The sequence below is a fragment of the Neorhizobium sp. R1-B genome (genome assembly GCF_004368875.1).
GTDB lineage: Bacteria > Pseudomonadota > Alphaproteobacteria > Rhizobiales > Rhizobiaceae > Neorhizobium > Neorhizobium huautlense.
In genome coordinates, this window is record NZ_SOEM01000011.1 from 99,199 (window position 1) to 124,764 (window position 25,566).

Consider the following 25,566-nt stretch of genomic DNA (forward strand, 5'->3'; position numbering starts at 1 on the left):
CGTGAACGGCTCTGGCTATGGTCGTCTTGCGAGCGCCCCTCTCGCCGGTGGGATCAGTGCGCCCGACGGCATATTGAAGACTGGGACTGCGCTTTAACGATATCAGACACATTATAGCCGCGATCCCGTTGCTTTTGCTGCGCGTCTGATCAAAATCCGGGCTCGAAATCTTTCTCAGTATCGGCAACCAAAATGGAATCCACGGATCGTCAGCCCAACCGCTTTCGAGACCTCATTGAAACGTATCGTTCTTACCTCATAGCGCTCGCGGTGCTGCTGGTCTTCGCCTTTACGACCTTTGCGATCTACGATCTCACGACCGAGGTCAGCTATGACGACGTGATTGAGGCGCTCGGCCATACCCGTTGGTCTTCGATCGGGTTGGCGATCTTCTTTACCGCGTTGAGCTTTGCGGCGCTCGTCGGCTACGATATGAACGCGCTTGCCTATATCGGTCGGTCATTGCCGCCGGTGCCGGTCGCAATGACCGCGTTCAGCGCCTATGCGGTCGGCAACACCGCTGGCTTCGGGGCGCTCAGCGGCGGGGCTATTCGATTCCGGGCCTATTCGCGTCTGGGGCTTTCTCCCGATGATATCGGCCGGGTCATCGCCTTCGTTACACTTGCTTTCGGTATCGGATTGTTGGCGGTTACTGCTTTCGCGTCGCTCGTTACGGCCCCGCGGATCGCGGCAATCGTCCATATAGACCAAGGCTGGGTGCGAGCCGTGGCGGTTCTGATCATCGCGGTTCTTTTTGCATTGGTTGTATTGGGGAAGAACGGTCGGACCATAGCGATAGGCCGCGTGAACATCCGGCTGCCGGACACCCGTACATCGTCGCAGCAGTTTCTGGTCACTGTGCTCGATATCGCCGCTTCGTCGTCGGTCCTCTACGTCCTCTTGCCGCAGACCGAAATCGGTTGGCCGTCATTCCTGGCAATCTATACTACCGCCGTGGGAATTGGGGTACTCAGCCACGTGCCGGCAGGTCTTGGTGTCTTCGAAACCGTAATCATCGCGGCTCTTGGCAGCACGGTCAGAGTCGACGAGGTTCTTGGCAGCCTCGTCCTCTACCGTGTCATCTACCACGTTCTGCCTCTGCTGATCGCGACACTCGTCGTGATCGGTCTTGAAATTCGGCAGTTAGCCCATCATCCGGTTACGTCGACCTTGCGAAAGCTGGAATTCCGGCTGGCACCGCCCCTGCTTGCCACTTTTGCGATGATCGCGGGGGCAATGCTGATCTTTTCCAGCGTCACTCCGACGCCGGATTCCGATCTTAACCTGCTTTCCAGCTATCTGCCGCTGCCGTTGGTGGAAGGCGCGCATTTCCTGTCAAGCATTTTCGGACTTGTGTTGTTCGTCGCTGCGCGCGGCATTGGGCAGAGGCTCGACGGAGCCTGGTGGACAGGGCTGGTTTGTGCCGCGTTCGCTCTTGTCTTTGCCTTTGTACGTGCGGTTGCTCTTTTCGAAGCAGTGTTCTTGATCATTCTTCTTGCGGGGCTAGCTCTCAGCGCCAAACAATTCAATCGGCGGTCTTCGATGTTTGGTCAGGTTCTGACACCGAGCTGGATGACCGCAATGCTGGTCATTGTTGCCGCAGCCGTTACTGTCCTGCTTTTTGTATATCGCGAGGTGCAATACACCCACGAGCTGTGGTGGCAGTTTGAATTTGCCGAAGAGGCGCCACGTGGCCTGCGTGCTGCGCTCGGTCTTACGATCTTTGCGGGAATGCTCTCTCTTTTCAGTCTGCTCCGACCGGCGGCATTTCGCTCGCCACCGTCAACGACCGGCGACCTTGAGGCGGCCATTCGGATTGCGATGTCGCAGGACAACGCCGACGCCAACCTGGTCCGAATGGGCGATAAGCGGCTGATGTTTTCCGAAAGCGGACATGCGTTCATCATGTATGGGATTCAGGGCCGATCCTGGATTGCACTTTTCGATCCAGTAGGAGCCCGAGAGGAAACCGCCGATCTGGTGTGGCGTTTCATCGAGGAGGCACGTGCCCGAGGCGGGCGGGCCGTCTTCTACCAGATATCGCCAGATCTTCTTTCCCATTGTGCAGATGCGGGGCTGAGGGCTTTCAAGCTGGGTGAACTTGCAATCGTCGACCTCACGCGTTTCGATCTCAAAGGCAGTCGCCTCGCGAGCCTTCGTCAAGCGGTTAACAAGGGAGCGCGGGAAGGACTGGAATTTTCGGTGATCGACCAGCCGGAGGTCATGGCTTCGATCGAGGATCTTAAAGCGGTTTCCGATGCATGGCTTGCGGAGCATAATACCCGTGAAAAGACCTTCTCGCTCGGTTCCTTCCGCGACGACTATGTGAGCTCTCAGGCCGTTGCCGTTTTGCGAAAAGAAAATCGTATCGTTGCTTTCGCAACGCTGTCGGTCACTGATACGAAGCAGGAAGGAACCGTTGATCTGATGCGTTTTGCGCCCGAAGCTCCCAGGGGATCTATGGATTTTCTATTTGCGAAGATCATGGAATATCTCCGCGACGCCGGTTATGCGCAGTTCAATCTTGGCATGGCGCCGCTCTCGGGTATGGCTGCACGCGAGGCAGCGCCGGTCTGGGACCGGATCGGCGGCATCGTGTTTGAACATGGCGAACGGTTTTACAATTTCAGGGGATTAAAGGCCTTCAAGTCGAAGTTCCATCCGATCTGGAAGCCACGGTACCTGGCCGTTGCAGGTGGCGTGAGCCCTGCCATCGTGATGATGGACGCGACGCTTCTGATCAGCGGCGGCTTGAGAGGAGTGGTCGGCAAATGATGTCTATACGTTTTCTCGTCATCTCGCTTGCCGCATGGTTGTATATCACGGGGGCTGCCGGTCAGCAGCCAGGCTTCAATACGGGAATGATCCCGGCGCCTCGTATCCTGTTGCCGACCAATAGCGCCGATCTCAACGGTATTGTCTTTCTGATATCCGGCGGCGAAGGTTGGAGCGCTCGCGAGGATGTCCAGGCGCAGGCTGCAGTGGATGCCGGTGCCGCAGTGGTCGGTATCGATTTCCCGTCCTACATCAAATCGCTCGCGGCGGACGACGGCGGCTGCGTCTACATGGTTTCCGATGTCGAAGACCTCTCCCAGCAGATTCAGCGGCGGATCGGCAATTCGAATTATCGCCATCCGATCGTGGCTGGCCTCGGTGAGGGAGGAGCGCTGGCGCTGGCCATGGTCTCGCAGAGTCCCAATGCTACGATTGGCGAGGCGATTGCAGTCGACCCGGTTGCGGGCATACCGCTCTCCAAGGAGCTTTGCACTCCAGCTCCGAAACAGAAAGTCGGTGATCGCACGATCTACGGCTTCGACGGCGGCTCCTTGCCGACGGCGGTTACGATCATTTCGACCGCAGCGGCCGATATTGCCGGAAAGGCGCATGCCCAACGACTGAAGCAGGAACATCCGGAAGTGCAGCTTGATGATTCTGCCTCACCCCCCGAGGCGGCGCTCTCCCAAGCGCTGGCGGTCGGCCTCTCAGCAGCAAGTATGAACGACCTGCCGCTCGACCTGCCGCTGACCGTGCTGGAAGCCAAACCAGCAATAAACACGATGGCCGTGATTTATTCCGGCGATGGCGGGTGGCGCGATTTGGACAGCGAGGTTGGCGGCTATCTGCAATCGCAGGGCATACCAACCATCGGGGTGGACTCCTTGCGCTATTTCTGGTCGGAGCGGTCCCCCCAGGGGACGGCGGAAGATCTTGCAAGGATCATCGAGCACTATCGTCGCCAATGGAATGTTCAGAACGTCCTCCTTGTCGGCTATTCCTTCGGTGCGGACGTGTTGCCGGCCACCTACAATCGCCTCGCGCCTTCGGACCGGGAACGAGTGAAACAGATCACCCTTTTGGGCTTGTCGCACCAGGTTGATTACGAAATTTCCGTGACCGGTTGGCTGGGAGCCGAGGGATCCGGCAAGGGTGGAGATCCCGTGGATGACATTGCGAAGATCGATCCCAAACTCATCCAATGCGTCTATGGCACGGATGAAGATGACGATCCCTGTCCCATGTTGAAGGATCGAGGCGTCGAAGTCGCACCGATCGAGGGTGGTCATCACTTCGATGAAAACTATCAAGCTCTGGGCAAGCGCATTCGCGACAGTCTCCAGACACGTCTTAAATAGCGCCTGCGATTCCGCGCTTATTCTGCCCGACAACAGTGGAAGTTCCTGGATGATCTTGTCTGGCTTTAGGCCGGTCAGTGGGAATATGGGAGTGGCAACAGAGACCTCAACTCAACACTTGAGTTTCTGTCGTCGGGCCGTTAAATCTCACGCCACCAGACCGGGCCCCTCTGGCAGTTCGTCTTGAACTGTGATGTCGGACTGGAATCGTCCAAGTTAGGTGCCTGGTGTTCGTGGCGGTCTCCAACGAAAACGGCAGTGAACCTACGGCAGGCAAAATGTCAGTCGTATGCTCCTGCTGAACTACCATCGCGACATGAGGCATTCCACGCCATAAGAGATTGGGTGCCAAATGATGGAAATCTTCACCGCAGAGGCGTTATCTGCCCTCCTGCAAGTTATCATGATCGATCTTGTCCTTGCCGGCGATAATGCGATCGTCATCGGTCTTGCTGCAGCTGGACTGCCGAAGGAACAGCGGGCCAAGGCAATCCTCGTCGGTATCATTGCCGCGACTGTTCTTCGTATCGGGTTTGCGCTTGCTACCACGCAGTTGCTGCAGATCGTCGGCTTGCTGCTTGCAGGGGGCGTATTGCTCCTGTGGGTTTGCTGGAAAATGTGGCGAGAACTGCGTACACCGCATCAGCAGGAGGACGAGGCGGCTGAGGCGCTCGAAGGGGTGGATCTCAATAAAGACGGCACCATTGCCGGTGGCGCGCCGCGCAAAACCTTCTCGCAGGCTGCCTGGCAGATCGTTATCGCAGACGTCTCAATGTCGCTCGACAACGTCCTGGCTGTCGCCGGCGCAGCCCACGAGCACCCTGAAGTCCTGATCTTCGGTCTGGTTCTGTCGATCGCTCTCATGGGTGTCGCCGCAAGCTTTATCGCGCGTCTCCTCAACAAGCACCGGTGGATCGCTTATGTCGGTCTTGCCGTGATCCTCTACGTGGCGCTCGAAATGATCTGGCGCGGCGCGGTGGAAGTCATGCCCTATCTCGGCGGCTGATTATTCGCGGCGCGGTGAGATCTTCACCGCGCCGCCTTTGCACGACCGGTACTCTTGCTCGCTGCTCGCGAGCCTATCCCCTCCTCAATCAAAACTTATGGCCCTGCAGCAGAACCTATTCGTCATGCCGACGATCTGCTTTTATGCCTTTACCATGATGCGGCGTTCGTCGCCGGCCGCGTTGAGGTGGAGGACGCGGCTTTCGTTTGGAGGAGAAGGCGTCTTTCCGCCTGGCGCCTATGAGCTAACCGCTCGGGACAGACCCAATGACCGAACCCTGTTACGATGTCGCCCATCTGGGTCACGTGGAACTCTACACTGATCGTTTCGATGAAAGTCTGGATTTCTTCACCCGCATCTACGGGCTCACGGAAAATGGGCGTGAAGGCGATAGCGTTTATCTGCGAGCTTTCGACGACTACGAATTCCATACCCTGAAGCTCACCAAGCACCATACCACGGGTGTCGGTCATATCGGCTATCGCACATCGTCCGTGGAAGCGCTTGAGCGGCGCGTCAAAGTAATTGAGGAAAAGGGCTGGGGCGTCGGCTGGATGGAAGGCGATCTTGGCCATGGCCGCGCCTACCAGTTCAAGAGCCCCGACGGTCACCTGTTCGAACTCTACTGGGACACCAGGGAATATGTGGCGCCGCCGGAGGAAAAGCCGGCACTAAAAAACATCGCCCAGCGTTACCATGGCCGCGGAACGTGTCCTCGGCGCCTTGACCACGTCAATCTGCTCGCCGCCGATGTCAGCCTCATGCGAGAATTCATGATCACGGCGCTCGGCAGCCGGGTGACGGAAATGATCCAGCTCGACAACGGCCGTCTCGGCGGCTGCTGGTTCACCATCAACAACAAGACCTATGACCTCGCCTGCTCCGAGGATCAAACCGGTTCGCATGGTCGCTTCCACCATGTCACCTATGCCTGCGACCAGCGCGAAGATATCCTGCGCGCCGCCGACATCTTCCTGGAAAATGGCGTTCACATCGAGTCCGGCCCGCACAAGCATGCGATCCAGGGCACGTTCTTCCTCTATGTCTGGGAGCCGGCCGGTAATCGCGTTGAACTCGCCAATGCAGGCGCCCGCCTGATCTTGCGGCCCGACTGGAAGCCGGTCGTCTGGACCGAAGCCGACCGCAAGAAGGGCCAGGCCTGGGGGATGAAGACGATCGAAACCTTCCACACGCACGGCACGCCGCCGGCTCTGCATAAGTAAATCAAGAGGCATCCCATGGCAAAGACAGCATTGGTCATCAGCGCCCATTCGGCGGATTTCGTCTGGCGTTGCGGCGGCGCGATCGCGCTGCACGAGGAAAAGGGCTATGACGTTACGGTAGTCTGCCTGTCCTATGGCGAGCGCGGCGAAAGTGCCAAGCTCTGGAAAAACCCGGGCATGACGCTCGAAAAGGTGAAGACCGAGCGCCGCAGGGAAGCGGAAAACGCGGCAAAAGCGCTCGATGTTACCGACATCCAGTTTTTCGATCTCGGCGACTATCCACTGGTCGTCGATCAGGACGCCAAGTTCAAGCTGGTCGACGTGATCCGCAAGGTTCAGCCGGAATTCATGCTCTCTCATTCGAAATGGGACCCGTACAATACCGACCACATGTACGCGACACAGGTGGCACTTGACGCCCGCATGATTGCCCAGGCCTGGGGCCACAATCCCGGGGAAAAGGTTCTCGGCGCGCCGCAGCTTTACCTGTTCGAGCCGCACCAGACCGAACAGATGGAATGGAAACCGGATGTTTTCCTCGACATCTCGCCCGTCTGGGAAAAGAAGTGGGCGGCTATCCAGTGCATGGAGGGCCAGGAGCACCTGTGGCACTACTACAAGAACGTCGCGGAAAACCGCGGAAACCATTTCATGCGCAATTCGGGCGGGCAGTCCGGCGGGCGCAAGTCCACCCACGCCGAAGGCTTCCAGTCCGTCTTCCCCCGTACTGTGGATGAACTCTGATGTCGGTTGTCGTTCAGAACATCGAGCGTGCTGATCAGTCGGTCATCGACCGGCTGGCCGCCTGCGGCGTTGCCACGGTGCATGAAGCGCAGGGCCGCAAGGGCCTGCTCGCCAGCTATATGCGGCCGATCTTTCCGGGTGCACGCCTCGCGGCGAGTGCCGTCACTATCTCCGCACCTCCGGGCGACAACTGGATGCTGCATGTGGCGATCGAACAGCTGAAGGCCGGCGACATTCTGCTGCTCGCCCCGACCAGCCCTTGCGAGGACGGCTATTTCGGTGATCTCCTCGCCACGTCTGCGCAGGCGCGCGGTTGCAAGGGATTGATCATCGATGCGGGTGTTCGGGATGTGGCTGATCTGACGGAGATGAAGTTTCCCGTGTGGTCGAAGGCGATCTTCGCACAGGGCACAGTCAAGGAAACACTCGGCTCGGTCAACGTACCGGTTGTATGCGCTGGCGCCTATGTTCGCCCGGGTGATGTGATCGTTGCCGATGATGATGGCGTTTGTGTCGTGCTGCGCGAGGAAGCTGAAGTGGTTGCAAAGAAGGCGGAAGCCCGTGTTGCGGCCGAGGACGACAAGCGCAAAAGGCTCGCCGCCGGCGAACTCGGGCTCGACATTTATGAGATGCGGGGCCGGCTGGCTGAAAAGGGCCTGAAGTATATCTGAGCGCTGCAAAAGAGCGGAGGCGGTCATGAGTAAAACCGAAACCGGCGTCCGATGCATGTGGATGCGGGGTGGCACATCCAAAGGCGGATACTTTCTGGCCGAAGACCTGCCGGCCGATCGCGACAGTTTCCTGCTGCGGGCGATGGGCTCGCCCGATTCCCGCCAGATCGACGGAATGGGCGGCGCTCATCCGCTGACCTCGAAAGTGGCCGTGGTGCAGAAGTCGGAACGGGAAGGGGTCGATGTCGACTATCTCTTCCTGCAGGTCTTCGTCGACCAGCCGATCGTCACCGATGCGCAGAACTGCGGCAATATCCTCGCCGGCATCGGGCCTTTCGCCATCGAGCGCGGGCTGGTGCCGGTGAAGGGCGAGAAGACCGAAGTTTCGATCTTCATGGAAAATACCGGGCAGATCGCCATTGCGACGATCGAGACGCCCGGCGGCCGGGTGACCTACAAGGGCGAAGCCCGGATCGACGGCGTGCCGGGAACCTCCGCGCCGGTGCCGATCGTGTTCGCGGATACGGCCGGTTCCTCCTGCGGCGCGCTGCTGCCGACCGGGAATGCGGTCGATGGGATCGAAGGCGTCGCCTGCACGCTGATCGACAACGGCATGCCCTGTGTCGTCATGCGTGCCGACGTGCTCGGCATAAAAGGCGACGAAGACCCGAAGGAGCTGGAAGCCAACCAGGAGCTTCGCGCCAGGCTGGAGGCGATCCGGCTGAAGGCCGGGCCGATGATGAACCTCGGCGATGTCACCAAAAAATCGGTGCCGAAGATGACCATGGTTTCGGCGCCAACCGCCGGCGGAGCGATTTCGACCCGCACTTTCATCCCGCATACGTGCCACGACGCGATCGGCGTGCTCGGCGCGGTCAGCGTGGCGACGGCCTGCCTCCTGCCGGAAGGGCCGGCTTCGGAACTAGCCGTCATTCCAGACGGTGACGAGAAGCTGCTGTCGATCGAGCACCCCACCGGCGAGATGAGCGTCATCGCCACGATGAGGGATGGCGAGGTGCATCGTGCGGCGGTGCTGCGCACGGCGCGCAAACTGTTCGACGGCGTGGTTTTCGGCGATTGAGAGTAGGATACGGCTATGAGGATCGCATTTCTGGGATTTGGCGAAGCGGCACGCGCCTTTCACGACAGTCTTGCGCCGAAGCTCGATAACGGCGAATTCCGCGCTTATGACCTCCTGCTCGATGATGCCGAGAGGGCGGGCGAGATGCGGATGGCGATGGGGAGCCGTGGGGTCCGGCCGGAAGCATCACCTGCGGGACTTGCGGATGCCGAGTGGATCTTCAGCGCCGTGACCGCCGACCAGAGCCTCAAGGCTGCCCAGTCGATCGCGCCGTATCTCGGTCAAAGCGCGCTACTGATCGACATCAATTCTGTCTCGCCCGGCCGCAAACGGGAGACTGCCACGCTTATCAACGAGACGGGCGCCGGTTATCTCGACATGGCCGTCATGGCCCCGGTCCATCCGAAGGGGCACGCGACCCCGGTACTTCTTGCCGGCAGAGAGGCAGGAAAATTGTTGGGGCACTTTCGCAGTCTCGGTTTCGAGGCGGATTTGGTTGGTGACGCGCCTGGAGCGGCGACTGCCATCAAGATGGTGCGTTCCGTGTTTGTCAAAGGACTGGAAGCGATCACGGTCGAGGCCCTCCTGGCGGCAGAGGCATCTGGCTGTTTCGAAGAGATATTGTCATCCTTGTCTCGGAGCTTCCCTGGCCTCGATTGGTCCAGATTCGCCGACTACCAGTTTGAACGAACCACGCGCCATGGCCGCCGTCGTGCAGCTGAAATGAGGGAAAGCGGCGTGACGCTTGATGCCCTGGGCCTCAACGGCGGGCTTGCCCGGGAAATTGCCGCCGTGCAGGACGAGATGGCAGCAACCGGCCCAAAAACTGCGGGAAATCTCAGGCAGACAGTCGCGCGCGTTCTGGCTGCCCGCCGTCAGTCGAGATAGCGTACTCATCCTCCAGCCCCTGTCTCTGATCTGCCGGTGCTGGGCATGCACAGCCAGGCTGTATACATGGCGCTTGGCCAATTGATCAGATGTGGCTAAGATTTCGGGATCGAGGGGTGGGGCTGTGCCGACCTCGCCGCAGAGCACAGGTGCTGATTTGGAAGAAACTTCGAGAAACACTCATACGATGCGGGCTCTGATGGAGTTGCGCAAGAAGATATTGAGCGGCGATTATCCCGGAGGCACCCGGCTTTTCGAGGTTCCGCTGGCGGAGACGCTGCAAATTTCCCGCACACCCGTCCGCGAGGTTATGTCGCGTCTTGCCGAGGAGGGATTGCTTGATCGGCTCACGAACGGTGGCTTCGTCGTACGCAGCTTCACCTACGCGGACGCCGTGGACGCCATTGAGCTGCGCGGAGTCCTGGAGGGAACGGCAGCGCGGCTTGCCGCTGAGCGCGGGGCGTCGCAGGCGGGAATAGATCAGCTTCATGAAATCCTGGCGCGGCTCGAGACATGTTTCGGGGATGGCCCGGACGAGGTGAACCTGGAAGCCTATTCCGAGGCGAATGCAAAATTCCATGCGGCTCTGGTCGCACTTTCCAACAGCCCAGTCATCCAGCGGGAAGTGGAGCGAGCGACGCGCTTGCCCTTCGCGTCGCCATCGGCATTTCTTTCCAGCCGAACGCATGTTGCGGCGTTCCGGCAGTCTCTGCATATCGCTCAGGACCAGCACCGTTCTCTGGTTGCTGCGATCGTCGGGCGGGAGGGAGCGCGAGCAGAATTTCTCGCGCGGGAACATGCGCGCATTGCCCGCAAGAACCTCGAATACGCAGTCTATGAGAATCCCGAGCTGCTGCTGACCGTCCCCGGCCTCGTTCTGCTCAACTCCTGATGCAGCACCACGTTTGCACTTCCGACGGCGCAGGCCGGAGGCTGCGCTGACCTCGAATATTTTCCCTTGAATTTCCTCCCAGATGGCGTCATGTATACATTAAACTTCAAGCCATAGGGAGGAATTCTATGACCAAGGCCAATCTCACCCAAGTTTTGAAGGATGCGGGCAACACGGTCACGCATCTTCGCAATTCCAAAACAGGGATCTATGTATACCCTGTGGTTGCTCCAGAATTCTCCAACTGGCGCTCCGAACAAGCTGCTTGGCGGCAAACGGCTGTTCTTTTCGACCAGTCCCATCACATGGACGAACTTGTCGTCGAAGGCCCCGATGCCGCTAGGTTCCTGGAGAGCCTGGCGATCAACAGCTTCGCCAATTTCGGTGTCGACCGCGCCAAACACTACGTTCCGGTCACGCCGGCCGGTCATGTCATAGGTGACATGATCATCTTCCGCGAAACCGAGGAGAAGTTCGTTCTCGTCGGTCGCGCGCCGACTGCCAATTGGCTGCTCTACAATGCTTCTCTCGGCAAATATAATGTCAAGCTGACACACGATCCGCGATCTCCCTCCCGTCCGGACGGCAAAGAGGTCACCCGCATCCACTATAGGTTCCAGATCCAGGGACCGGACGCGCCGAAGGTCTTCGAAAAGATGAACGGCGGGCCGATCCCGGAGATCAAGTTCTTCCACGTCGACTGGATCAATGTCGGCGGCCGCAAGGTTCAGGCTCTGCGCCACGGCATGGCCGGCGCTCCGGGTCTCGAAATCTGGGGTCCCTATGCGGAGAAGGACGAAGTCCGCGCCGCCATCATCAAGGCAGCTGAAGAAGCCGGCGTCGACCTGCGCCCGGTCGGCAGCCGCGCCTACGCCACAAACACCCTGGAATCCGGCTGGATTCCGTCGCCGCTTCCGGCGATTTACACCGGTGATGAACTGCAAGGATATCGCGACTGGCTTTCTGCCCAAAGCTATGAAGCCAGCGGCTCGATCGGCGGCAGCTACGTTTCCGACAATATCGAAGACTATTACCTGAACCCCTACGAGCTGGGTTATGGCGTCTACGTCAAGTTCGACCACGACTTCGTCGGCCGCGCCGCCGTCGAAAAGCAGAAGGCAACCCCGCAGCGCCGCAAGGTCACCTTCGAATGGAATTCCGACGACGTCGTCAAAATAATTGCCTCGGCCTTCCAGCCGGGCGAACAGGCCAAGAAGTGGATCGACTTCCCACTCTCCAACTACGCCTCCTCGAGCTTCGACAAGGTTCTGAAGGACGGCAAGGTCGTCGGCCTGTCGATGTTCAACGGCTATAGCTACAACGAGCGTTCAATGCTGTCGCTCGGCGTCGTTGATGCTGACATCAAGGAAAACGATATCCTGACGCTCGTCTGGGGCGAGCCCGACGGCGGGACCTCCAAGACCTCTGTTGAGCAAGGCCACGGCCAGGCCGAGATCCGCGTTCGCGTCGCTGCAGTGCCCTACGCACAGGAAGCACGTGAAAATTACGCCGAAAGCTGGCGCACAAAGAAAGCCCTCTGATCTTCAGGCGTGCGAGAACATGGGTCTCGCACGCCGCTCCGTCCATCTTGGCCGGAGGTTCATTCGGATTAGACGGGGGAGGATCGATTATGGCACTTTTGAATCTTTTCAAGGGAAAGCAGGAGGAGAAATCCACCGAGCCGGCTGGCTTCAGGGATCTCATCACTGACTACTCCATCGAAGTCATGCCGCGCACAGCGGCTAAAATAGAAGACTTCAAGGTCCTTCTTCCAAAAGGCACGCGGGTCTATATCGCCCATATCGATGGCACGCCAATCGAAGATATGGTTTTAACGGCCAAGCGTCTGGCCAAGGACGGTTTTGCGGTGATGCCGCACTTCCCATCCCGCATCATTCCAAGTGTCGCAACGCTTGAAGATTGGATCAAGCGTTACAGAAACGAAGCCGGTGTCGATCAGGCGTTGTTGCTCGGGGGTGGGGTGACGACGCCGGCAGGCGATTTCGACAGCTCGATCCAGCTGATCGAATCCGGTCTATTCGATCGCTATGGCTTCAAACGCCTGCATGTCGCTGGCCATCCGGAAGGCAACAAGGACATAGATACCGGCGGCGGTACGAAGATCGTCGACGAAGCGCTGCAGTTCAAGCAGGCTTTTTCCCAGCGCACCGATGCGGAGATGGCAATCGTCACCCAGTTTGCTTTCGATGCCAAACCCGTGATCGCCTGGGCGGAGCGGATTGCTGCGGCCGGCATCAAGTTGCCGATCCATCTCGGCGTCGCCGGACCGACCAAGCTGCAGACATTGATCAAGTTTGCTGTCTCCTGCGGTGTTGGTGCCTCGTTAAGCGTGTTGCAGCGGCGTGCGATGGATCTCAGCAAGCTGCTGGTGCCATATGAGCCCACCGATTTTCTGACGGAGATCGCCGAATACAAAGCGGCTCATCCGGAAAGCCTGATCGACCGCATCCATGTCTTCCCGCTTGGTGGTATTCGTGCCGGCGCCGAATGGATGAATGAACAGATATCCGGGGAGCGCGCGATCACGCCGTGATGGCGTCAGTCGGGCAAGGCATCAATCGCAGATGTCGCAGACACGAGTGTTCTCGGCCGACAGATTGCCTATCACTGGTTGGGGTTCTTGATCCGATCGATATAGCGGCGCGCAGAGCGCGCCACGATATCCTGCCCGCCTTGTCGCACATTCTGGTGAGAGAAGGCGCCGTAGATTCGTTCGAAAGGCCATGGCGCCAATCGTTCGGCGACATCCGCTACCTCCGCGGCACTGAGCGGCAGCATGTTGGGGTAACTCCACATGAATGACACGTGATCTGCTCCCGGAGTTACCTGGACGATGTCTCCAGCAAGCAGCACGCCCTGCCCATCTTCGCCGGCCCAATGCAATACGGTACCGCCGGCGAAATGTCCTCCGCCATGAACAAGCGTGACGGCGGAGGAAAGGACGAGAGCATCCTCTTCCCATAGGCGGATGTAATCAGAGGAACGGCAGATCCATTCTTTATCCGCGGCGTGAAGATAAATAGGCGCGTCGAATGCGGCGGCCCAGTCCTGCATCGTCGTGTAGTAGTGAGGGTGCGAGATGGCAATTGCGCTCAGGCCGCCAAGCGCGTGGATAATTGCTTTAGTTGCTTCGTCAAGCAGAGCAATGCAATCCCAGAGCACGTTTCCGGCCGGCGTATGCAGAAGCAGCGCACGCTGGTTGATGGCGAAGGCCGGAACAGTCTGGATGGCCATCAATCCCGGCTCGAGTTGAAACCACGTATTCCGGTGTGCGAGAGCAAGTTTTTCCGGCGTCGTCCAAACCTGTCCGGAGGTCGGCACATATTGGCGCTCGTCGGCGCAGATCCGGCATGTTCTTGGTGGATGCTCGCCGTCATCGAAGGATGTGCCGCAGGCGGAGCAAACAAAGATCGTCATGGGAATCCTCCTCGATGTCCTGACCGAATCCGCTCGCAAGACAAGAGGAAACGCCATTCACGGCGGAAAGGGAAGACGTTGCGTGCGGGAAGATCTCACCGGTCAGATCTATTCATATTCTTTCCGATGGATTCACGGTTTTCAAAGGCTCATTCCATAAGATGCCGCAAATTGTCCTGTGAGAGGTGTCGATGACGATTGGGAAGACGCCACGTATCCTTAACCTGGATCTGCTGCGCCTCATTTCGGCACTGATGGTGCTGCTGTTCCACTACGGATTCCGCATGCAGATTTCCGGGGAGGGCGGCGGCATCGGTTTTCCGGAGCTTGCGCCGCTGGCCATGTGGTTCGACACCGGCCTCCTGATCTTCTTTGCCATTTCCGGCTATGTCATCACGATGTCGGCAGAAGGACGTTCGGCTTACGAATTTGCGGTCGGGCGGGTGGCCAGGCTCTGGCCGACTTTTATCGTCTGCGCGACGATTACCGCCATCGTTCTGACAGCCATGCCGGTACCGTCCCTCCAGCCCCCGACGCTTGAGCAGTGGATGGCGCATGCTGTCATCCTGTCAAGAGCGCTAGGCCAGCCTTTCCTCGATGGTGCCTATTGGACGATTGCGTACGAGATCATCTTCTACGGTTGGATATTTCTGCTGATTGCAACAGGCTTTTTCGACCGCGGCTGGCGCATGCTCATCCTGCTGTGGCTTAGCATTTCCGCTTGCAATGAAATTGCAATCGGAAGCGGCGTCCTGCAAAAACTGCTGATCACAGAGTATTCCGGTTACTTCGCCTTCGGCTTGGTGCTCTACAAAACCCAGCGGCATCGTTCGGCTGGAAATCTTTGCGTCCTCGGCGCAGCCGCTATCTGGGCCATGTTTACGCCTTTCCTCACCGAATCGGATTTCGTCGAGACCTATGGCCTGAGCCGGCAGGTTGTCGGCCTGGCCATTATAGGTCCGGCAGCGCTTGCGGTCATGACCATTGCCGCGCTCTCGCCGTCACTGCGGATTGCTCCTGGCCTGGCTATGGGCCTGGGCGGACTGACCTACCCCCTTTATCTGCTCCATCAAAACATCGGCTACTCCGTCTTCGCTCATTTCGGCACGGAAGATGATCGTTGGATAGTCGGCGTCGCGTTGGTTGCGGTCCTCTTCCTCCTGTCATGGCTGATCGCCAGGGGGTTGGAACCGGCCGCTCGGCGGGTCATCATCCAATTCGCCCGGCGGCTCGAGGATGGCGTCTCTCGTCTGAGGCAGCGGGCAATCCAAGCCGATTGACCCTGCAGTTTTACCCGGATAAATCATTTCCGAAATGAGGAGAAGCGGGGTGAAGCTCAGTTGGACCGCCTTTCAGGGCGATAAACGCATCGTCGGCGGCTCGCCGGTCGAAGTCGTCACGGCATTGAAAGCCGAGGAAACAAGCGGAGTTCTGATCTTCGATGACGCTACTGGGCGGCCAGTCGATCTCGACCTGCGTGGGGATGTGGAGGAGTGCCTTGCGCGCCTACCGACGGGCGCCGAAAGTTCCGTTGAGCCGACGGAACGGCGGCCGGGGCGTCCGAAGCTTGGTGTCGTCGCTCGCGAAGTGACGCTGTTGCCGCGGCATTGGGAATGGCTTAACCGGCAACCGGGAGGTGCATCCGTCGCATTGCGGAAACTGGTCGAATCTGCGCGGGCTGCCGGTGATCCCGACAATCGCAAGCGACAGGCTCAGGAGGCTGCCGATCGCTTCATGCAGGCGCTCGCTGGCGATCAGCCGGGCTACGAAGAGGCGGCTCGAGCGCTCTATGCAGGGCAGGCTGACCGGTTTGCCGATCTGGTCGCGCCATGGCCGAAGGATATCCGCGACCATGCCAGACATCTGGCCGAAGGTGCTTTCGCGACTTCGAGCCCTGAGCAAGAATAGCGATTGCGGCAATGCTTCGGCAACTGGCTCAGCCAAGCGGGCACGTTTCTGCACATATCCTGTTCGGGATTGAACATGGACCGGCAGCTCCGAGGTGCTTAAGTTGCGTCTCGCCGTCTGGAGGGCGAGCGGGAGGATTAACGCATGGATCGCATGAAGAACAAGATCGTCGTCGTGTTCGGCGCGGGGTCAGTAGGACCTGGCTTCGGAAACGGCAAGGCGGCGGCTGTTGCCTACGCTCGCGAAGGCGGAAGCGTCGTCTGTGTCGACGTCAACAGGGACGCTGCCGAGAATACTCTTGAGGTGATCGAATCCGAGGGTGGCGTCGGTCTGGCGCTTGCCGCTGATGTGACCAAATCCGATGATATCGCTGCCGTAATCGAAAAGACCATGGGGCGGTTCGGTCGCATTGATGTGCTGCACAACAATGTCGGCATCAATCTTCCGGGCGGTGCCGCGGAGGCGACCGAGGAAAGCTGGCGGCGCGTGATCGACGTCAATCTGACCAGCGCTTTCCTGACCTGCAAGGCGGTCTTGCCGATTATGGAGCGGCAGGGAGGTGGTGCTATTATCAATATCTCGTCGCTCGCATCCATCAGGTGGACCGGCTATCCCTATGTTTCATATTATGCATCGAAGGCAGGCCTCAACCACTTCACGCGGGCCATCGCGATCGAATATGCCGCAAAAGGCATCCGCGCCAACACGATCCTTCCCGGCGTCATGGATACGCCTCACATCCAGAAGCAGATAAGTGGCTATTATGGTTCGGCGGAAGAAATGAAAGCCAGACGCGATGCTCTGGCACCTATGAAAAAGCAGGGAGACGGCTGGGACATTGCTTGGGCCTCCGTCTTCCTTGCCTCTGATGAGGCGAAATACATCACCGGCGTGGAATTGCCGGTGGACGGAGGTCTGCATGTCACGGTCTCCGGGAGCATCACCTGAGCTGATTCTTGTTCCATGATATGAACCAGAAAAGAAGATTTTTCCTTCTGTACCGATTTTACGCTTGCCTAGTTGACGAAGCTCGCGCAGAGTTTGGGGAGTTCGGAGAGAACCAGGTCCAGAAAGTGGACTATTGTTGAGGCTGGAGGAGCCTGAGACAGGGAGGAACGGCGACGCCGGTGAGGAGGCGTTGCGGTTTCAAATTCGCGGTGAGCCGCTTTCCCCGTCTGCTTTCGGCCTTCGCGTGCGCCTGTTCGGAGGAGGGTGAGTTGTGACGGCAGCGAACAACGTGATCGAGTCCATGGACGAGGCTTCGTTGCTTGCCGGCCTTGAAGGTGTAGCTCCACAGCAGCGCGGGTCGATCTGGATGCGTCCCGTGGAGTGGGTCGCAGCCATGCTGCTTGTGGCGGTGATTGGCTTGCTTCTGACCGGGGTCGTTTCGCGCTATGTCTTTTCGCTTCCGATCGTCTGGATCGACGAGGTTGCCTCGATTTCCTTCCTCTGGCTCGCAATGCTCGGAGCCGCAATGGCGGTCGACCGCAATGAGCATCTGAGGCTTACCCTGTTCGTGGGGATGCTGCCCGGAAGGCTGCAGGACCTGGCCCATACCCTGACGATGCTATTAATGGCGGTGTTCCTCGCGGCCATGCTGCTGCCCGCCTACGAATATGCAATCGAGGAGTCCTTCATTACGTCTGCTGCGCTCAATATCCCGATGAGTTTTCGAGCAGCCGCTTTGCCTGTTGGTATCGCCCTGATGCTGATCCTGGCGCTGGCCAAGGGGCTTAGAGGGTCAAGCGTCAGGCGCGTTGCCGGTAGTATAATTCTGATCGCGGCAATCACAGGTCTTCTGTGGGTTGCGGGACCCAGTCTCAAGCAGATCGGCAACTGGAATATTCCAATCTTTCTGGTCGGCTTCGTGGGATTGTTTCTGGTGCTCGGCGTGCCGATAGCCTTCTGCTTCGGCCTCGGAACGCTCGCCTTTCTCACCTTCACCACTTCGGTACCGGTTTTCGTGATGATCGGTCGCATCGACGAAGGCATGTCGAGCATTATCCTGCTCTCGGTGCCGATCTTCGTCCTTCTCGGCTGCATCCTCGACGCGACAGGCATGGGCAAGGCGATCGTCGAATTCCTGGCCTCGCTGCTTGGGCATGTGCGCGCCGGCATGTCTTATGTGCTGCTCGGGTCGCTTTTTCTCGTTTCCGGTATTTCCGGTTCTAAAGTATCGGACATGGCGACGGTTGCGCCGGCGCTGTTTCCCGAAATGAAACGGCGCGGTCACAAGCCGCCGGAGATGATTGCGCTGCTCGCGACCGGGGCGGCCATGGCCGAGACCGTGCCTCCTTCGATCGTGTTGATCGTGTTGGGATCAGCAGCCGGAGTTTCCATCGCGGGCCTGTTTACGTCCGGCTTTGCAATCGCCATGGTGCTGCTCCTGGTGTTGGCTGTCCTTGCCCGGTGGAAATCGCGGCATGAATCCATGGCCGGCGTGCGCCGGGCGCCGTTGCCGGTCGTCAAGAAAGCCCTTCTGGTCGCGGCGCCGGCCCTCGTGCTGCCTTTCCTGATCCGCACGGCGGTCGGTGAGGGCATTGCAACCGCTACCGAAGTTTCGACCATCGCCGTGCTTTACGCCATGATCATTGGCGTCCTGCTTTATGGCGGCATCAGCTATGGCCGGCTATATTCGATGCTGGTTGAGACCGCGGCACTTTCCGGTGCAATTTTGATGATCCTGGGAGCTGCTTCGGCCATGGCGTGGGCGCTGACGCAGACCGGTTTTGCCGCCCAGCTCGTTGATGCGGTGCAGGGACTGCCGGGCGGCTGGATGACCTTCATGGGCGTCACCATCCTCATCTTTCTGGTGCTCGGCTGCGTGCTCGAAGGGCTGCCGGCGATCGTGCTGATGGCACCGATCATGTTCCCCGTCGCTCGCTCGCTCGGCATCAACGACATTCACTATTCCATGGTGGTGGTGACGGCGATGAATATCGGTCTCATGACCCCTCCGATCGGCATCGGTTTCTACATCGCGTGTAAAATCGGCAATGTTTCGCCGGACGAAGCCATGAAGGCCATCTGGCCCTATATCGGCGCGCTGATGATCGGCCTTCTGGTGATCGCAGCTGTGCCCTATTTTTCCACCGCCTTTTTGTGAGAGGGCAGGAAACGCATAACCGGGAACTGAAATCGGAGGAGGATTTCATGAACGTCAATCGCAGAACTATTCTTTTGGGCGCGGCCACGACCGGTCTCGCCACCACATTTTCGATCCGCACGCGGCCCGCGAATGCCGCCGAGTTCACCTACAAGTTCGCGAACAACCAGGCTTTGACCCACCCGATGAACATTCGCGCCAAGGAAGCGGTGGCGAAGATTCAGGAGGAGAGCGGCGGCCGCATGGCGATCAACATCTTTCCCTCGAGCCAGCTCGGTGCCGATACCGACATGCTGAGCCAGGTGCGTTCCGGCGGCGTCGAAATGTTCAGCCTGTCGCCGATCATTCTTTCGACGCTCGTCCCGAATGCGTCGCTGAACGGTGTAGGGTTCGCGTTCCCCAGCTACGATCAGGTCTGGCCGGCGATGGACGGCGAGCTCGGCAAATACGTCCGCGGAGAGATCGAGAAGAAGGGCCTGCTGACGCTTGAGAAGATCTGGGACAACGGTTTCCGCCAGATCACTTCATCCAAGGGACCGATCGAGTCTCCGAAAAACCTCGAAGGGTTCAAGATTCGCGTGCCGGTCAGCCCGCTCTGGACCTCGATGTTCACCGCCTTTGGTTCGGCACCGGCATCGATTAACTTCGCAGAGACCTATACGGCCCTGCAGACCGGCATCGTCGATGGCCAAGAAAATCCGCTTGCCATCCTTGCGACTGCGAAGCTTTACGAAGTGCAGAAATATGTCTCGCTGACCAACCACATGTGGGACGGTTTCTGGATCCTGCTCAACCGCCGCTCCTGGCAGGCGCTACCTGAAGACCTGCAGCAGATCGTCGCCAAGCACTTCAACGCGGCAGCCGAGCTGCAGCGCAAGGACGTCATGGCACTGAATGCCACCGTCCAAGTGGAGCTCGAGAGTAAGGGTATGAAATTCAACAAGCCGGACGGTGCGCTTTTCCAGGAAAAGCTGCGCAGCGCGAATTTCTACAAGGACTGGAAAGCCAAGTATGGTGACGAAGCCTGGGCGATCCTGGAAAAAGCCGTCGGCAAAACGCTGGGCTAAGCAGGACTAACCAGGCGCCAGATAGAGGCTCATCTATGGAGCGGAATGTGGAAATCCCGTCGATCCTGTCGGAGAGCGCGGCTTCGGGAACCGGCGCGCAAGCGGTGGAACGGGCTTTGCAGCTACTTTCCATCGTCGGCCGCCGTGCGGAAAAGGGCATTGCCCTTGGCGATGTGGTTTCCGAAAGCGGATTGAACAAACCCACCGCCCGGCGATTGCTCATGGCGTTGATGCGGTCCCGCCTGGTGGAACAGGATGAGCTAACCCGCCGGTATTATCTCGGAGGGGAGCTCTACGTGCTCGGCATGCTGGCTTCGCGCCGGCATGGCCTGCTGGAAATGGCTGGCGAAAGCCTGAAGCGGCTTTCCGCCGCGTCAGGCGACACCAGTTTCGTTTCCATGCGGCGCGACGATTATGCCGTCTGCCTGCATCGCGAGGAAGGGGCGTTTCCAGTCCGAACGCACGCTCTTCTCGCGGGCGATCAAAATCCACTGGGTGTCGGTGCGGGGTCGCTTGCTATGCTCGCGGCTCTGCCGGATGCAGAAGTGGCGGCGATAATCGACCGAATAGAAGGGGTCGTCGCGGCCCAGTATCCCGGCTATTCTCCGGAAATCATCGGCAGAGATGTCGCCCGGACGCGCGAACAGGGCTACGCCTTGAACCCAGGAAGAGTGATTGCCAATTCCTGGGGAATAGGAATGGCGATCCTGCTGCCGGATGGCCGTCTCGCCGGGGCGTTGTCCATAGCGGCCATCGACAGCCGCATGAATGAAATGCGGCAGAAAGAACTGATGGCACTGCTGCGCCAGGAGGTGGAGCGAGTCCAAGGCAAGCTGAAGGCGCTTTTCGGCGGCGAAAAAGCGCCGATTCCAAAGCCGCAGCTGGCGGCGCGCACACGGGCGCCAGAACGGGTCTGAAACAAGGGAGAAGGTCATGGCAGGAGCACAGATCGTCGGTTGGGCTCATTCGAAATTCGGCAAGTCCGAAGCCGGATCGACCAGGGAGCTGATGGCCGAGGTGATCAATCCGGCGCTCGAACACGCGGGGATCACGGCAAGGGACGTCGACGGGATCTTCGTCGGGGTGTTCAACAACGGCTTTTCCAAGCAGGACTTTCAAGGCGCTCTCGTCGCGATGGCTGCCGACGGATTGGACCACGTGCCTGCGGTGCGGATGGAGAACGCCTGCGCAACGGGTTCGGCGGCCCTTTATTCAGCGCTCGATTTTATCGCCTCCGGCCGAGGCAAGATCGCCCTCGTCGTGGGCGCGGAGAAAATGACGGCGCTCCCGACAAAGGAAACGGGCGATATATTGCTTTCCGCTTCCTATCGCGAAGAGGAGGCGGATGTCGAAGGGGGGTTTGCAGGCCTCTTCGGACGCATCGCCAGCCACTATTTTCAGCGGTACGGTGACCGTTCAGAAGAGCTGGCGATGATCGCCGCGAAGAACCATGCAAACGGCGTGAAGAACCCTTATGCGCATATGCAGAAGGACTTCGGCTTCGATTTCTGCAACACCGTGTCGGACAAGAATCCTTACGTAGCAGCGCCGCTGCGCCGTACCGATTGTTCGCTGGTATCGGATGGAGCAGCCGCATTGGTCATCGCGACACCCGAAGTTGCCGCCGGCATGAAACGGGCTGTCGCCTTCAAGGCGCGCAACCATGCCAACGACATCCTCGCCATGTCGCGGCGCGATCCGATCGCCTTCGAGGGAGCGCGCAGGGCCTGGCAGAAATCGCTTGGTGAGGCGGGTGTGTCGCTCGACGATCTAGATTTCGTCGAAACGCACGACTGCTTCACGATCGCAGAACTCATCGAATATGAAGCCATGGGACTTGCGGCACCCGGAGAGGGTTATCGGGTTATTCGTGAAGGCATTACCCGCAAGGATGGCCGTTTGCCGGTAAATCCATCGGGCGGGCTCAAATCCAAGGGGCATCCGATCGGCGCCACTGGCGTCTCCATGCATGTGATGGCGGCAATGCAACTCTGTGACGACGCAGGCGAGATGCAGATTCCGAACGCCACCCTTGCCGGGGTTTTCAATATGGGCGGTGCGGCTGTCGCCAACTACGTCTCCATTCTGGAGCGGACGAAATGAACGCCGTCACTTCGGTGTCTGCCAGTAATCCTGCCGAGCCGAAGGGAGGGCTTGTGCCCTGCTCGACACGAGTCATGAATCTCGCGCATTTCGTGACGCAGGCCAGGCGCCGCGATCCCCGGGGGGTGGCACTCGTCTGGGCGGAGAAGACCTGGACATGGGAGGAATTCGAGACGCGTATCGATGCCATGGCCGCTGCCTTGCAACAGCGCTTTGGGGTCTCCAAGGGTGACCGCATCCTGGTTCAGTCGCAGAACTGCAACCAGATGTTCGAATCCATGTTCGCCTGTTTCCGGATTGGCGCTGTCTGGGTGCCGACCAATTTTCGGCAGACCCCGGAAGAAGTGGCCTATCTCGCCAAGGCCAGCGGCGCCAAGGGCATGATCTGCAACGTCTCTTTTCCCGATCACGCGCGCGTGTCGCGCGAGACGAGTGCCCAGATCGGGTTCGTGATCGCCATCGGCGAAGCGGAATTCGGTCCCTCATACGACGAAATTGTCGAGGAATTTCTTGGACGGGCGGCTCTCGATGAGCGGGTCGAGAGAGATGATCCTTGCTGGTTCTTCTTCACCTCGGGTACGACGGGGCGGCCCAAGGCGGCGGTGTTGACCCATGGCCAGATGAATTTCGTGGTTAATAACCATCTCTGCGACCTGATGCCGGGCGTTACTTCCGCCGATGCGGCTTTGGTCGTCGCGCCGCTGTCGCATGGGGCCGGCGTGCACCAGTTGACCCAGGTTGCGCATGGGGCGAAGACGATCCTGTTGCCGACCGAAAAGTTCGACATCGATGCGGCATGGGCGCTGATCGAGAAATGGCGCGTCTCGACCATGTTCACCGTGCCGACGATCCTCAAGCTCCTGGTCGAGCACCCGGCGGCGGAGAAATACGATCACTCCTCGCTGCGGTATGTGATTTATGCGGGTGCGCCGATGTACCGCGAGGATCAGAAACGGGCGCTGAAGAGCCTGGGATCCGTCATCGTGCAGTATTTCGGTCTCGGTGAGGTAACGGGCGCGATCACCGTTCTGCCGCCGGCTCTTCATTCGGCGGAAGACGGGGAAGGCGTGAAGATCGGGACCTGCGGTATGGAACGTACCGGCATGCAGGTGTCGATCCAGAATGATACAGGTGAAGAGGTCCCGCCCTTCGAGACTGGGGAAATCTGCGTCGTCGGACCGGCGGTCTTCGCCGGATACTACGATAATCCAGAAGCGAACGAAAAAGCGTTCCGCCACGGTTGGTTTCGAACGGGTGACCTTGGCCACATGGACGATCAAGGCTTTCTCTATATCACCGGGCGTGCATCCGACATGTACATATCCGGCGGCTCGAACGTCTATCCCCGCGAGATCGAGGAGAAGCTGCTCACCCATTCTGCGATCAGTGAGGTGGCGGTGCTCGGCGTGCCGGACCCGCTTTGGGGGGAGGTGGGTTATGCGGTCTGCGTCGTAAAGCCCGGCACGACCGTTACAGAAGCAGAGATGCTTGCATTCATCGACGGCAAGATGTCTCGCTACAAGATCCCGAAACGCTTCATCTTCTGGGATGTGCTGCCGAAATCCGCCTATGGCAAGATCACCAAGAAGATGATCCGCGAAGAACTTCAGGCGAGAGGCGAGCTTGATCACAAGCCGGCTCATGAAAAACCGATGCTGCGTCAGCTCAAACATCCGGGACCTGTAGCGCCAATCCGGCATGAGGCGGTGCGGACTGAATTGAGGCCTGTCGAAGGCGAGCTGCGACCGGGCGAAGTCTTTCTCGCCGGCGTAGCGCGAGTTTTTGCAGATGCGGGCTGCAAAGGCGGTTTCGTCAATATCGAAGGCGGAGCCTGCGACCCGTTCAGCTACGTGCTTCCGGCCTTTTCCCCGGACGAGGACCATGCCGCCTGGTACAGCGCGACTTTTGCGCCGTCGGCGGGCGGCAGATTCGAGAAGGCCACCGCCATATTCGGCGAACGCGATGGTGTGCCCTTCCTTCATTGCCACGGTATCTGGGATACAGGCGAGAACAGGCTTCGAATGGGCCATGTCCTGCCGTTCGACAGCGTGGTGAGTGAGCCAGTCACGGTCAAGGGCTACGGCAGCGCAACCGCTACCTTCCATTCGATCCCCGACCCGGAAACAAATTTCACCCTGTTTTCCGCCAAGGGCGAAAGCGGGTCAGGCAATGGCATGCTGCTGCGGGTGCGGCCGAACGAAGATATCGCAACGGTAATCGAGGACGTGTGTCATCAGCACGGGATTGAAAGCGGGAGGATCTTCGGCATCGGCAGCATCAATGAGCCGGTGTTCGAGGATGGGAGACGAGTTGCCTGCCTGGCGACCGAGATCGCTGTCGAGACGGGGCTGCTGGAACAGACAGCCGAGGGGCCGCGCGCAACGCTGGATGCGGCGGTCGTCGATACGGACGGCGTCATCTACCAGGGGCGGCTTGCGCGCGGCGATAATCCGGTTGGCGTCACCTTCGAATTGGTCATTGTCGGAAACTAGGAGAATGGCATGCGAAGTGTCGTCGTGACGGGTGCGGGATCGGGTATCGGCCTTTCGACGACGGAGCTTCTGATTGACGCCGGCTGGCATGTCATTGCCGCCGACCGGGATGCCTCGGCCCTCGCGCGTCTGGGCGAGCGGCTTAGCAATCGTCACGCGATCACGCTTGCGCCGCTTGATGTGACGGACGAAGCGGCGGTCGCGCAGTTGGCCGACCGATGCCGAACGCTCAATGCGCCGCTGGCCGCGCTCGTCAATAGCGCAGGTATTGCCGCCAATGCGCGTTTTGCCGATACGACGACCGACATGCTGCGGAAGATCTATGAGGTCAACGTTATCGGCGCCTTTGCGCTATCGCAGGCGCTGGCCCCGGTTCTCAGGGAGAATGGCGGCGGTTCGATTGTCCATATTGCCTCGGTTTCCGGGATAAAAGGCAATCTCGGTCGCTCGGCTTATGGCGCTTCCAAGGGCGCGTTGATCACGCTGACGAAGATCATGGCCGTTGAACTCGCTGACGACCTGATCCGCGTCAACGCGATCGCACCCGGGCCGATAGAAACCCCGATGGTCAAGGAAAACCATACTGCGGTGACACGGGAGGAATGGCAGCGCACGGTTCCATTGCGTCGTTATGGTCAACCGGAGGAGATTGCATCGGCTATCGCCTTCCTCGTTGACGGCGAACAGTCCTCCTATGTGACCGGCCAGATCCTGGCCGTAGATGGTGGTTTTACGGCAGCCGGACTGATGGCCTGATCCGATCCGGCACAGTTTTCCTGTATGACAATATCTTCATGAAAAGGGGTGCGTGAAC

At 59.3% G+C, this 25,566-nt stretch carries 21 protein-coding genes and 1 pseudogene; 21 read left to right on the plus strand and 1 reads right to left on the minus strand.

The features are described 5' to 3' along the window. The first annotated feature begins 192 nt into the window (after positions 1–192). From mprF to EDE05_RS16405, 11 genes are all read left to right on the plus strand, one after another. Positions 193–2,775 (plus strand): bifunctional lysylphosphatidylglycerol flippase/synthetase MprF, encoded by a 2,583-nt coding sequence (gene mprF / locus EDE05_RS16355; protein WP_132411294.1) that lies wholly within the window; start codon positions 193–195, stop codon positions 2,773–2,775. After that, a complete protein-coding gene (locus EDE05_RS16360) occupies positions 2,772–4,133 on the plus strand; it encodes an AcvB/VirJ family lysyl-phosphatidylglycerol hydrolase (RefSeq protein WP_132411296.1) in 1,362 nt (453 codons plus the stop codon). Before mprF ends, EDE05_RS16360 begins: the two co-directional genes overlap by 4 nt. Before the next feature lie 352 nt (positions 4,134–4,485). Beyond that, the gene (locus EDE05_RS16365; RefSeq protein WP_105373106.1) at positions 4,486–5,139 is read left to right on the plus strand and encodes a TerC family protein; all 654 of its coding nucleotides are present in this window, start codon (positions 4,486–4,488) and stop codon (positions 5,137–5,139) included. Positions 5,140–5,405: 266 nt separating this feature from the next. After that, positions 5,406–6,362, plus strand: a complete 957-nt coding sequence (locus EDE05_RS16370) for a VOC family protein (RefSeq protein ID WP_132411298.1) — start codon at positions 5,406–5,408, stop codon at positions 6,360–6,362. Positions 6,363–6,377: 15 nt separating this feature from the next. Continuing rightward, the gene (locus tag EDE05_RS16375; protein WP_105373104.1) at positions 6,378–7,106 is read left to right on the plus strand and encodes a PIG-L deacetylase family protein; all 729 of its coding nucleotides are present in this window, start codon (positions 6,378–6,380) and stop codon (positions 7,104–7,106) included. Continuing rightward, positions 7,106–7,777 (plus strand): 4-carboxy-4-hydroxy-2-oxoadipate aldolase/oxaloacetate decarboxylase, encoded by a 672-nt coding sequence (locus EDE05_RS16380; RefSeq protein WP_207914848.1) that lies wholly within the window; start codon positions 7,106–7,108, stop codon positions 7,775–7,777. Before EDE05_RS16375 ends, EDE05_RS16380 begins: the two co-directional genes overlap by 1 nt. 25 nt (positions 7,778–7,802) lie before the next feature. After that, positions 7,803–8,858 (plus strand): 4-oxalomesaconate tautomerase, encoded by a 1,056-nt coding sequence (locus EDE05_RS16385; RefSeq protein ID WP_132411302.1) that lies wholly within the window; start codon positions 7,803–7,805, stop codon positions 8,856–8,858. Positions 8,859–8,873: 15 nt separating this feature from the next. After that, positions 8,874–9,746: an NAD(P)-dependent oxidoreductase gene (locus EDE05_RS16390; protein WP_132411304.1), complete on the plus strand. Its 873-nt coding sequence runs from the start codon at positions 8,874–8,876 to the stop codon at positions 9,744–9,746. A 187-nt stretch (positions 9,747–9,933) separates the two neighbouring features. After that, complete coding sequence (locus EDE05_RS16395; RefSeq protein WP_112800583.1) at positions 9,934–10,638, plus strand: GntR family transcriptional regulator; 705 nt, start codon at positions 9,934–9,936, stop codon at positions 10,636–10,638. Between the two features lie 128 nt (positions 10,639–10,766). Further along, positions 10,767–12,179: an aminomethyltransferase family protein gene (locus EDE05_RS16400; RefSeq protein WP_105373099.1), complete on the plus strand. Its 1,413-nt coding sequence runs from the start codon at positions 10,767–10,769 to the stop codon at positions 12,177–12,179. Positions 12,180–12,268: 89 nt separating this feature from the next. Next, the gene (locus EDE05_RS16405; protein ID WP_132411306.1) at positions 12,269–13,192 is read left to right on the plus strand and encodes a methylenetetrahydrofolate reductase; all 924 of its coding nucleotides are present in this window, start codon (positions 12,269–12,271) and stop codon (positions 13,190–13,192) included. Positions 13,193–13,263: 71 nt separating this feature from the next. On the opposite strand, the gene EDE05_RS16410 is transcribed toward EDE05_RS16405, so the two are convergent. After that, positions 13,264–14,076, minus strand: coding sequence for an MBL fold metallo-hydrolase (locus tag EDE05_RS16410; RefSeq protein WP_105373097.1), 813 nt, complete (start codon positions 14,074–14,076; stop codon positions 13,264–13,266). 191 nt (positions 14,077–14,267) lie between these two features. Here EDE05_RS16410 and EDE05_RS16415 point away from each other — a divergent pair, with 191 nt between their 5' ends. The 10 genes and pseudogenes from EDE05_RS16415 (at position 14,268) to EDE05_RS16455 (ending at position 25,508) form a co-directional block, all read left to right on the plus strand. Next, positions 14,268–15,356 carry an acyltransferase gene (locus EDE05_RS16415; protein ID WP_132411308.1) on the plus strand — a complete coding sequence of 363 codons (1,089 nt, stop codon included), beginning with the start codon at positions 14,268–14,270 and terminating at the stop codon, positions 15,354–15,356. Positions 15,357–15,405: 49 nt separating this feature from the next. Further along, a complete protein-coding gene (locus tag EDE05_RS16420; protein WP_245505147.1) occupies positions 15,406–15,984 on the plus strand; it encodes a DUF2239 family protein in 579 nt (192 codons plus the stop codon). A 144-nt stretch (positions 15,985–16,128) separates the two neighbouring features. Beyond that, positions 16,129–16,932 (plus strand): SDR family NAD(P)-dependent oxidoreductase, encoded by an 804-nt coding sequence (locus EDE05_RS16425; protein ID WP_132411312.1) that lies wholly within the window; start codon positions 16,129–16,131, stop codon positions 16,930–16,932. Between the two features lie 301 nt (positions 16,933–17,233). After that, a complete protein-coding gene (locus tag EDE05_RS16430) occupies positions 17,234–19,090 on the plus strand; it encodes a TRAP transporter large permease subunit (RefSeq protein ID WP_132411375.1) in 1,857 nt (618 codons plus the stop codon). Positions 19,091–19,137: 47 nt separating this feature from the next. Further along, positions 19,138–20,157 (plus strand): TRAP transporter substrate-binding protein, encoded by a 1,020-nt coding sequence (locus EDE05_RS16435; protein WP_132411314.1) that lies wholly within the window; start codon positions 19,138–19,140, stop codon positions 20,155–20,157. 35 nt (positions 20,158–20,192) lie between these two features. Beyond that, positions 20,193–21,074: an IclR family transcriptional regulator gene (locus tag EDE05_RS16440; protein ID WP_132411316.1), complete on the plus strand. Its 882-nt coding sequence runs from the start codon at positions 20,193–20,195 to the stop codon at positions 21,072–21,074. 16 nt (positions 21,075–21,090) lie between these two features. Further along, positions 21,091–22,260, plus strand: a complete 1,170-nt coding sequence (locus EDE05_RS16445; protein ID WP_105373092.1) for an acetyl-CoA acetyltransferase — start codon at positions 21,091–21,093, stop codon at positions 22,258–22,260. After that, positions 22,257–23,900 (plus strand): annotated as a pseudogene (locus tag EDE05_RS27235) (acyl-CoA synthetase); the annotation flags it as partial. The gene EDE05_RS16445 and the pseudogene EDE05_RS27235, both read left to right, overlap by 4 nt. Before the next feature lie 534 nt (positions 23,901–24,434). Next, entirely contained in the window at positions 24,435–24,752 is a 318-nt protein-coding gene (locus EDE05_RS27240) for a DUF296 domain-containing protein (protein WP_245505150.1), read from the plus strand. A 9-nt stretch (positions 24,753–24,761) separates the two neighbouring features. Beyond that, positions 24,762–25,508, plus strand: coding sequence for an SDR family NAD(P)-dependent oxidoreductase (locus EDE05_RS16455; protein ID WP_132411318.1), 747 nt, complete (start codon positions 24,762–24,764; stop codon positions 25,506–25,508). Positions 25,509–25,566 lie beyond the last annotated feature (58 nt).

Coding starts and splice junctions, on each gene's coding strand:
- EDE05_RS16365 (WP_105373106.1), top strand. CDS start 4,486: ATGATGGAAATCTTCACCGCAGAGGCGTTATCTGCCCTCCTGCAAGTT.
- EDE05_RS16390 (WP_132411304.1), top strand. CDS start 8,874: ATGAGGATCGCATTTCTGGGATTTGGCGAAGCGGCACGCGCCTTTCAC.
- EDE05_RS16435 (WP_132411314.1), top strand. CDS start 19,138: ATGAACGTCAATCGCAGAACTATTCTTTTGGGCGCGGCCACGACCGGT.
- EDE05_RS16400 (WP_105373099.1), top strand. CDS start 10,767: ATGACCAAGGCCAATCTCACCCAAGTTTTGAAGGATGCGGGCAACACG.
- EDE05_RS16385 (WP_132411302.1), top strand. CDS start 7,803: ATGAGTAAAACCGAAACCGGCGTCCGATGCATGTGGATGCGGGGTGGC.
- EDE05_RS16375 (WP_105373104.1), top strand. CDS start 6,378: ATGGCAAAGACAGCATTGGTCATCAGCGCCCATTCGGCGGATTTCGTC.
- EDE05_RS16360 (WP_132411296.1), top strand. CDS start 2,772: ATGATGTCTATACGTTTTCTCGTCATCTCGCTTGCCGCATGGTTGTAT.
- EDE05_RS16445 (WP_105373092.1), top strand. CDS start 21,091: ATGGCAGGAGCACAGATCGTCGGTTGGGCTCATTCGAAATTCGGCAAG.
- EDE05_RS16415 (WP_132411308.1), top strand. CDS start 14,268: ATGACGATTGGGAAGACGCCACGTATCCTTAACCTGGATCTGCTGCGC.
- EDE05_RS16410 (WP_105373097.1), bottom strand. CDS start 14,076: ATGACGATCTTTGTTTGCTCCGCCTGCGGCACATCCTTCGATGACGGC.
- EDE05_RS16430 (WP_132411375.1), top strand. CDS start 17,234: ATGGACGAGGCTTCGTTGCTTGCCGGCCTTGAAGGTGTAGCTCCACAG.
- EDE05_RS16370 (WP_132411298.1), top strand. CDS start 5,406: ATGACCGAACCCTGTTACGATGTCGCCCATCTGGGTCACGTGGAACTC.
- EDE05_RS16440 (WP_132411316.1), top strand. CDS start 20,193: ATGGAGCGGAATGTGGAAATCCCGTCGATCCTGTCGGAGAGCGCGGCT.
- EDE05_RS27240 (WP_245505150.1), top strand. CDS start 24,435: ATGCTGCTGCGGGTGCGGCCGAACGAAGATATCGCAACGGTAATCGAG.
- EDE05_RS16405 (WP_132411306.1), top strand. CDS start 12,269: ATGGCACTTTTGAATCTTTTCAAGGGAAAGCAGGAGGAGAAATCCACC.
- EDE05_RS16455 (WP_132411318.1), top strand. CDS start 24,762: ATGCGAAGTGTCGTCGTGACGGGTGCGGGATCGGGTATCGGCCTTTCG.
- EDE05_RS16425 (WP_132411312.1), top strand. CDS start 16,129: ATGGATCGCATGAAGAACAAGATCGTCGTCGTGTTCGGCGCGGGGTCA.
- EDE05_RS16395 (WP_112800583.1), top strand. CDS start 9,934: ATGCGGGCTCTGATGGAGTTGCGCAAGAAGATATTGAGCGGCGATTAT.
- EDE05_RS16380 (WP_207914848.1), top strand. CDS start 7,106: ATGTCGGTTGTCGTTCAGAACATCGAGCGTGCTGATCAGTCGGTCATC.
- mprF (WP_132411294.1), top strand. CDS start 193: ATGGAATCCACGGATCGTCAGCCCAACCGCTTTCGAGACCTCATTGAA.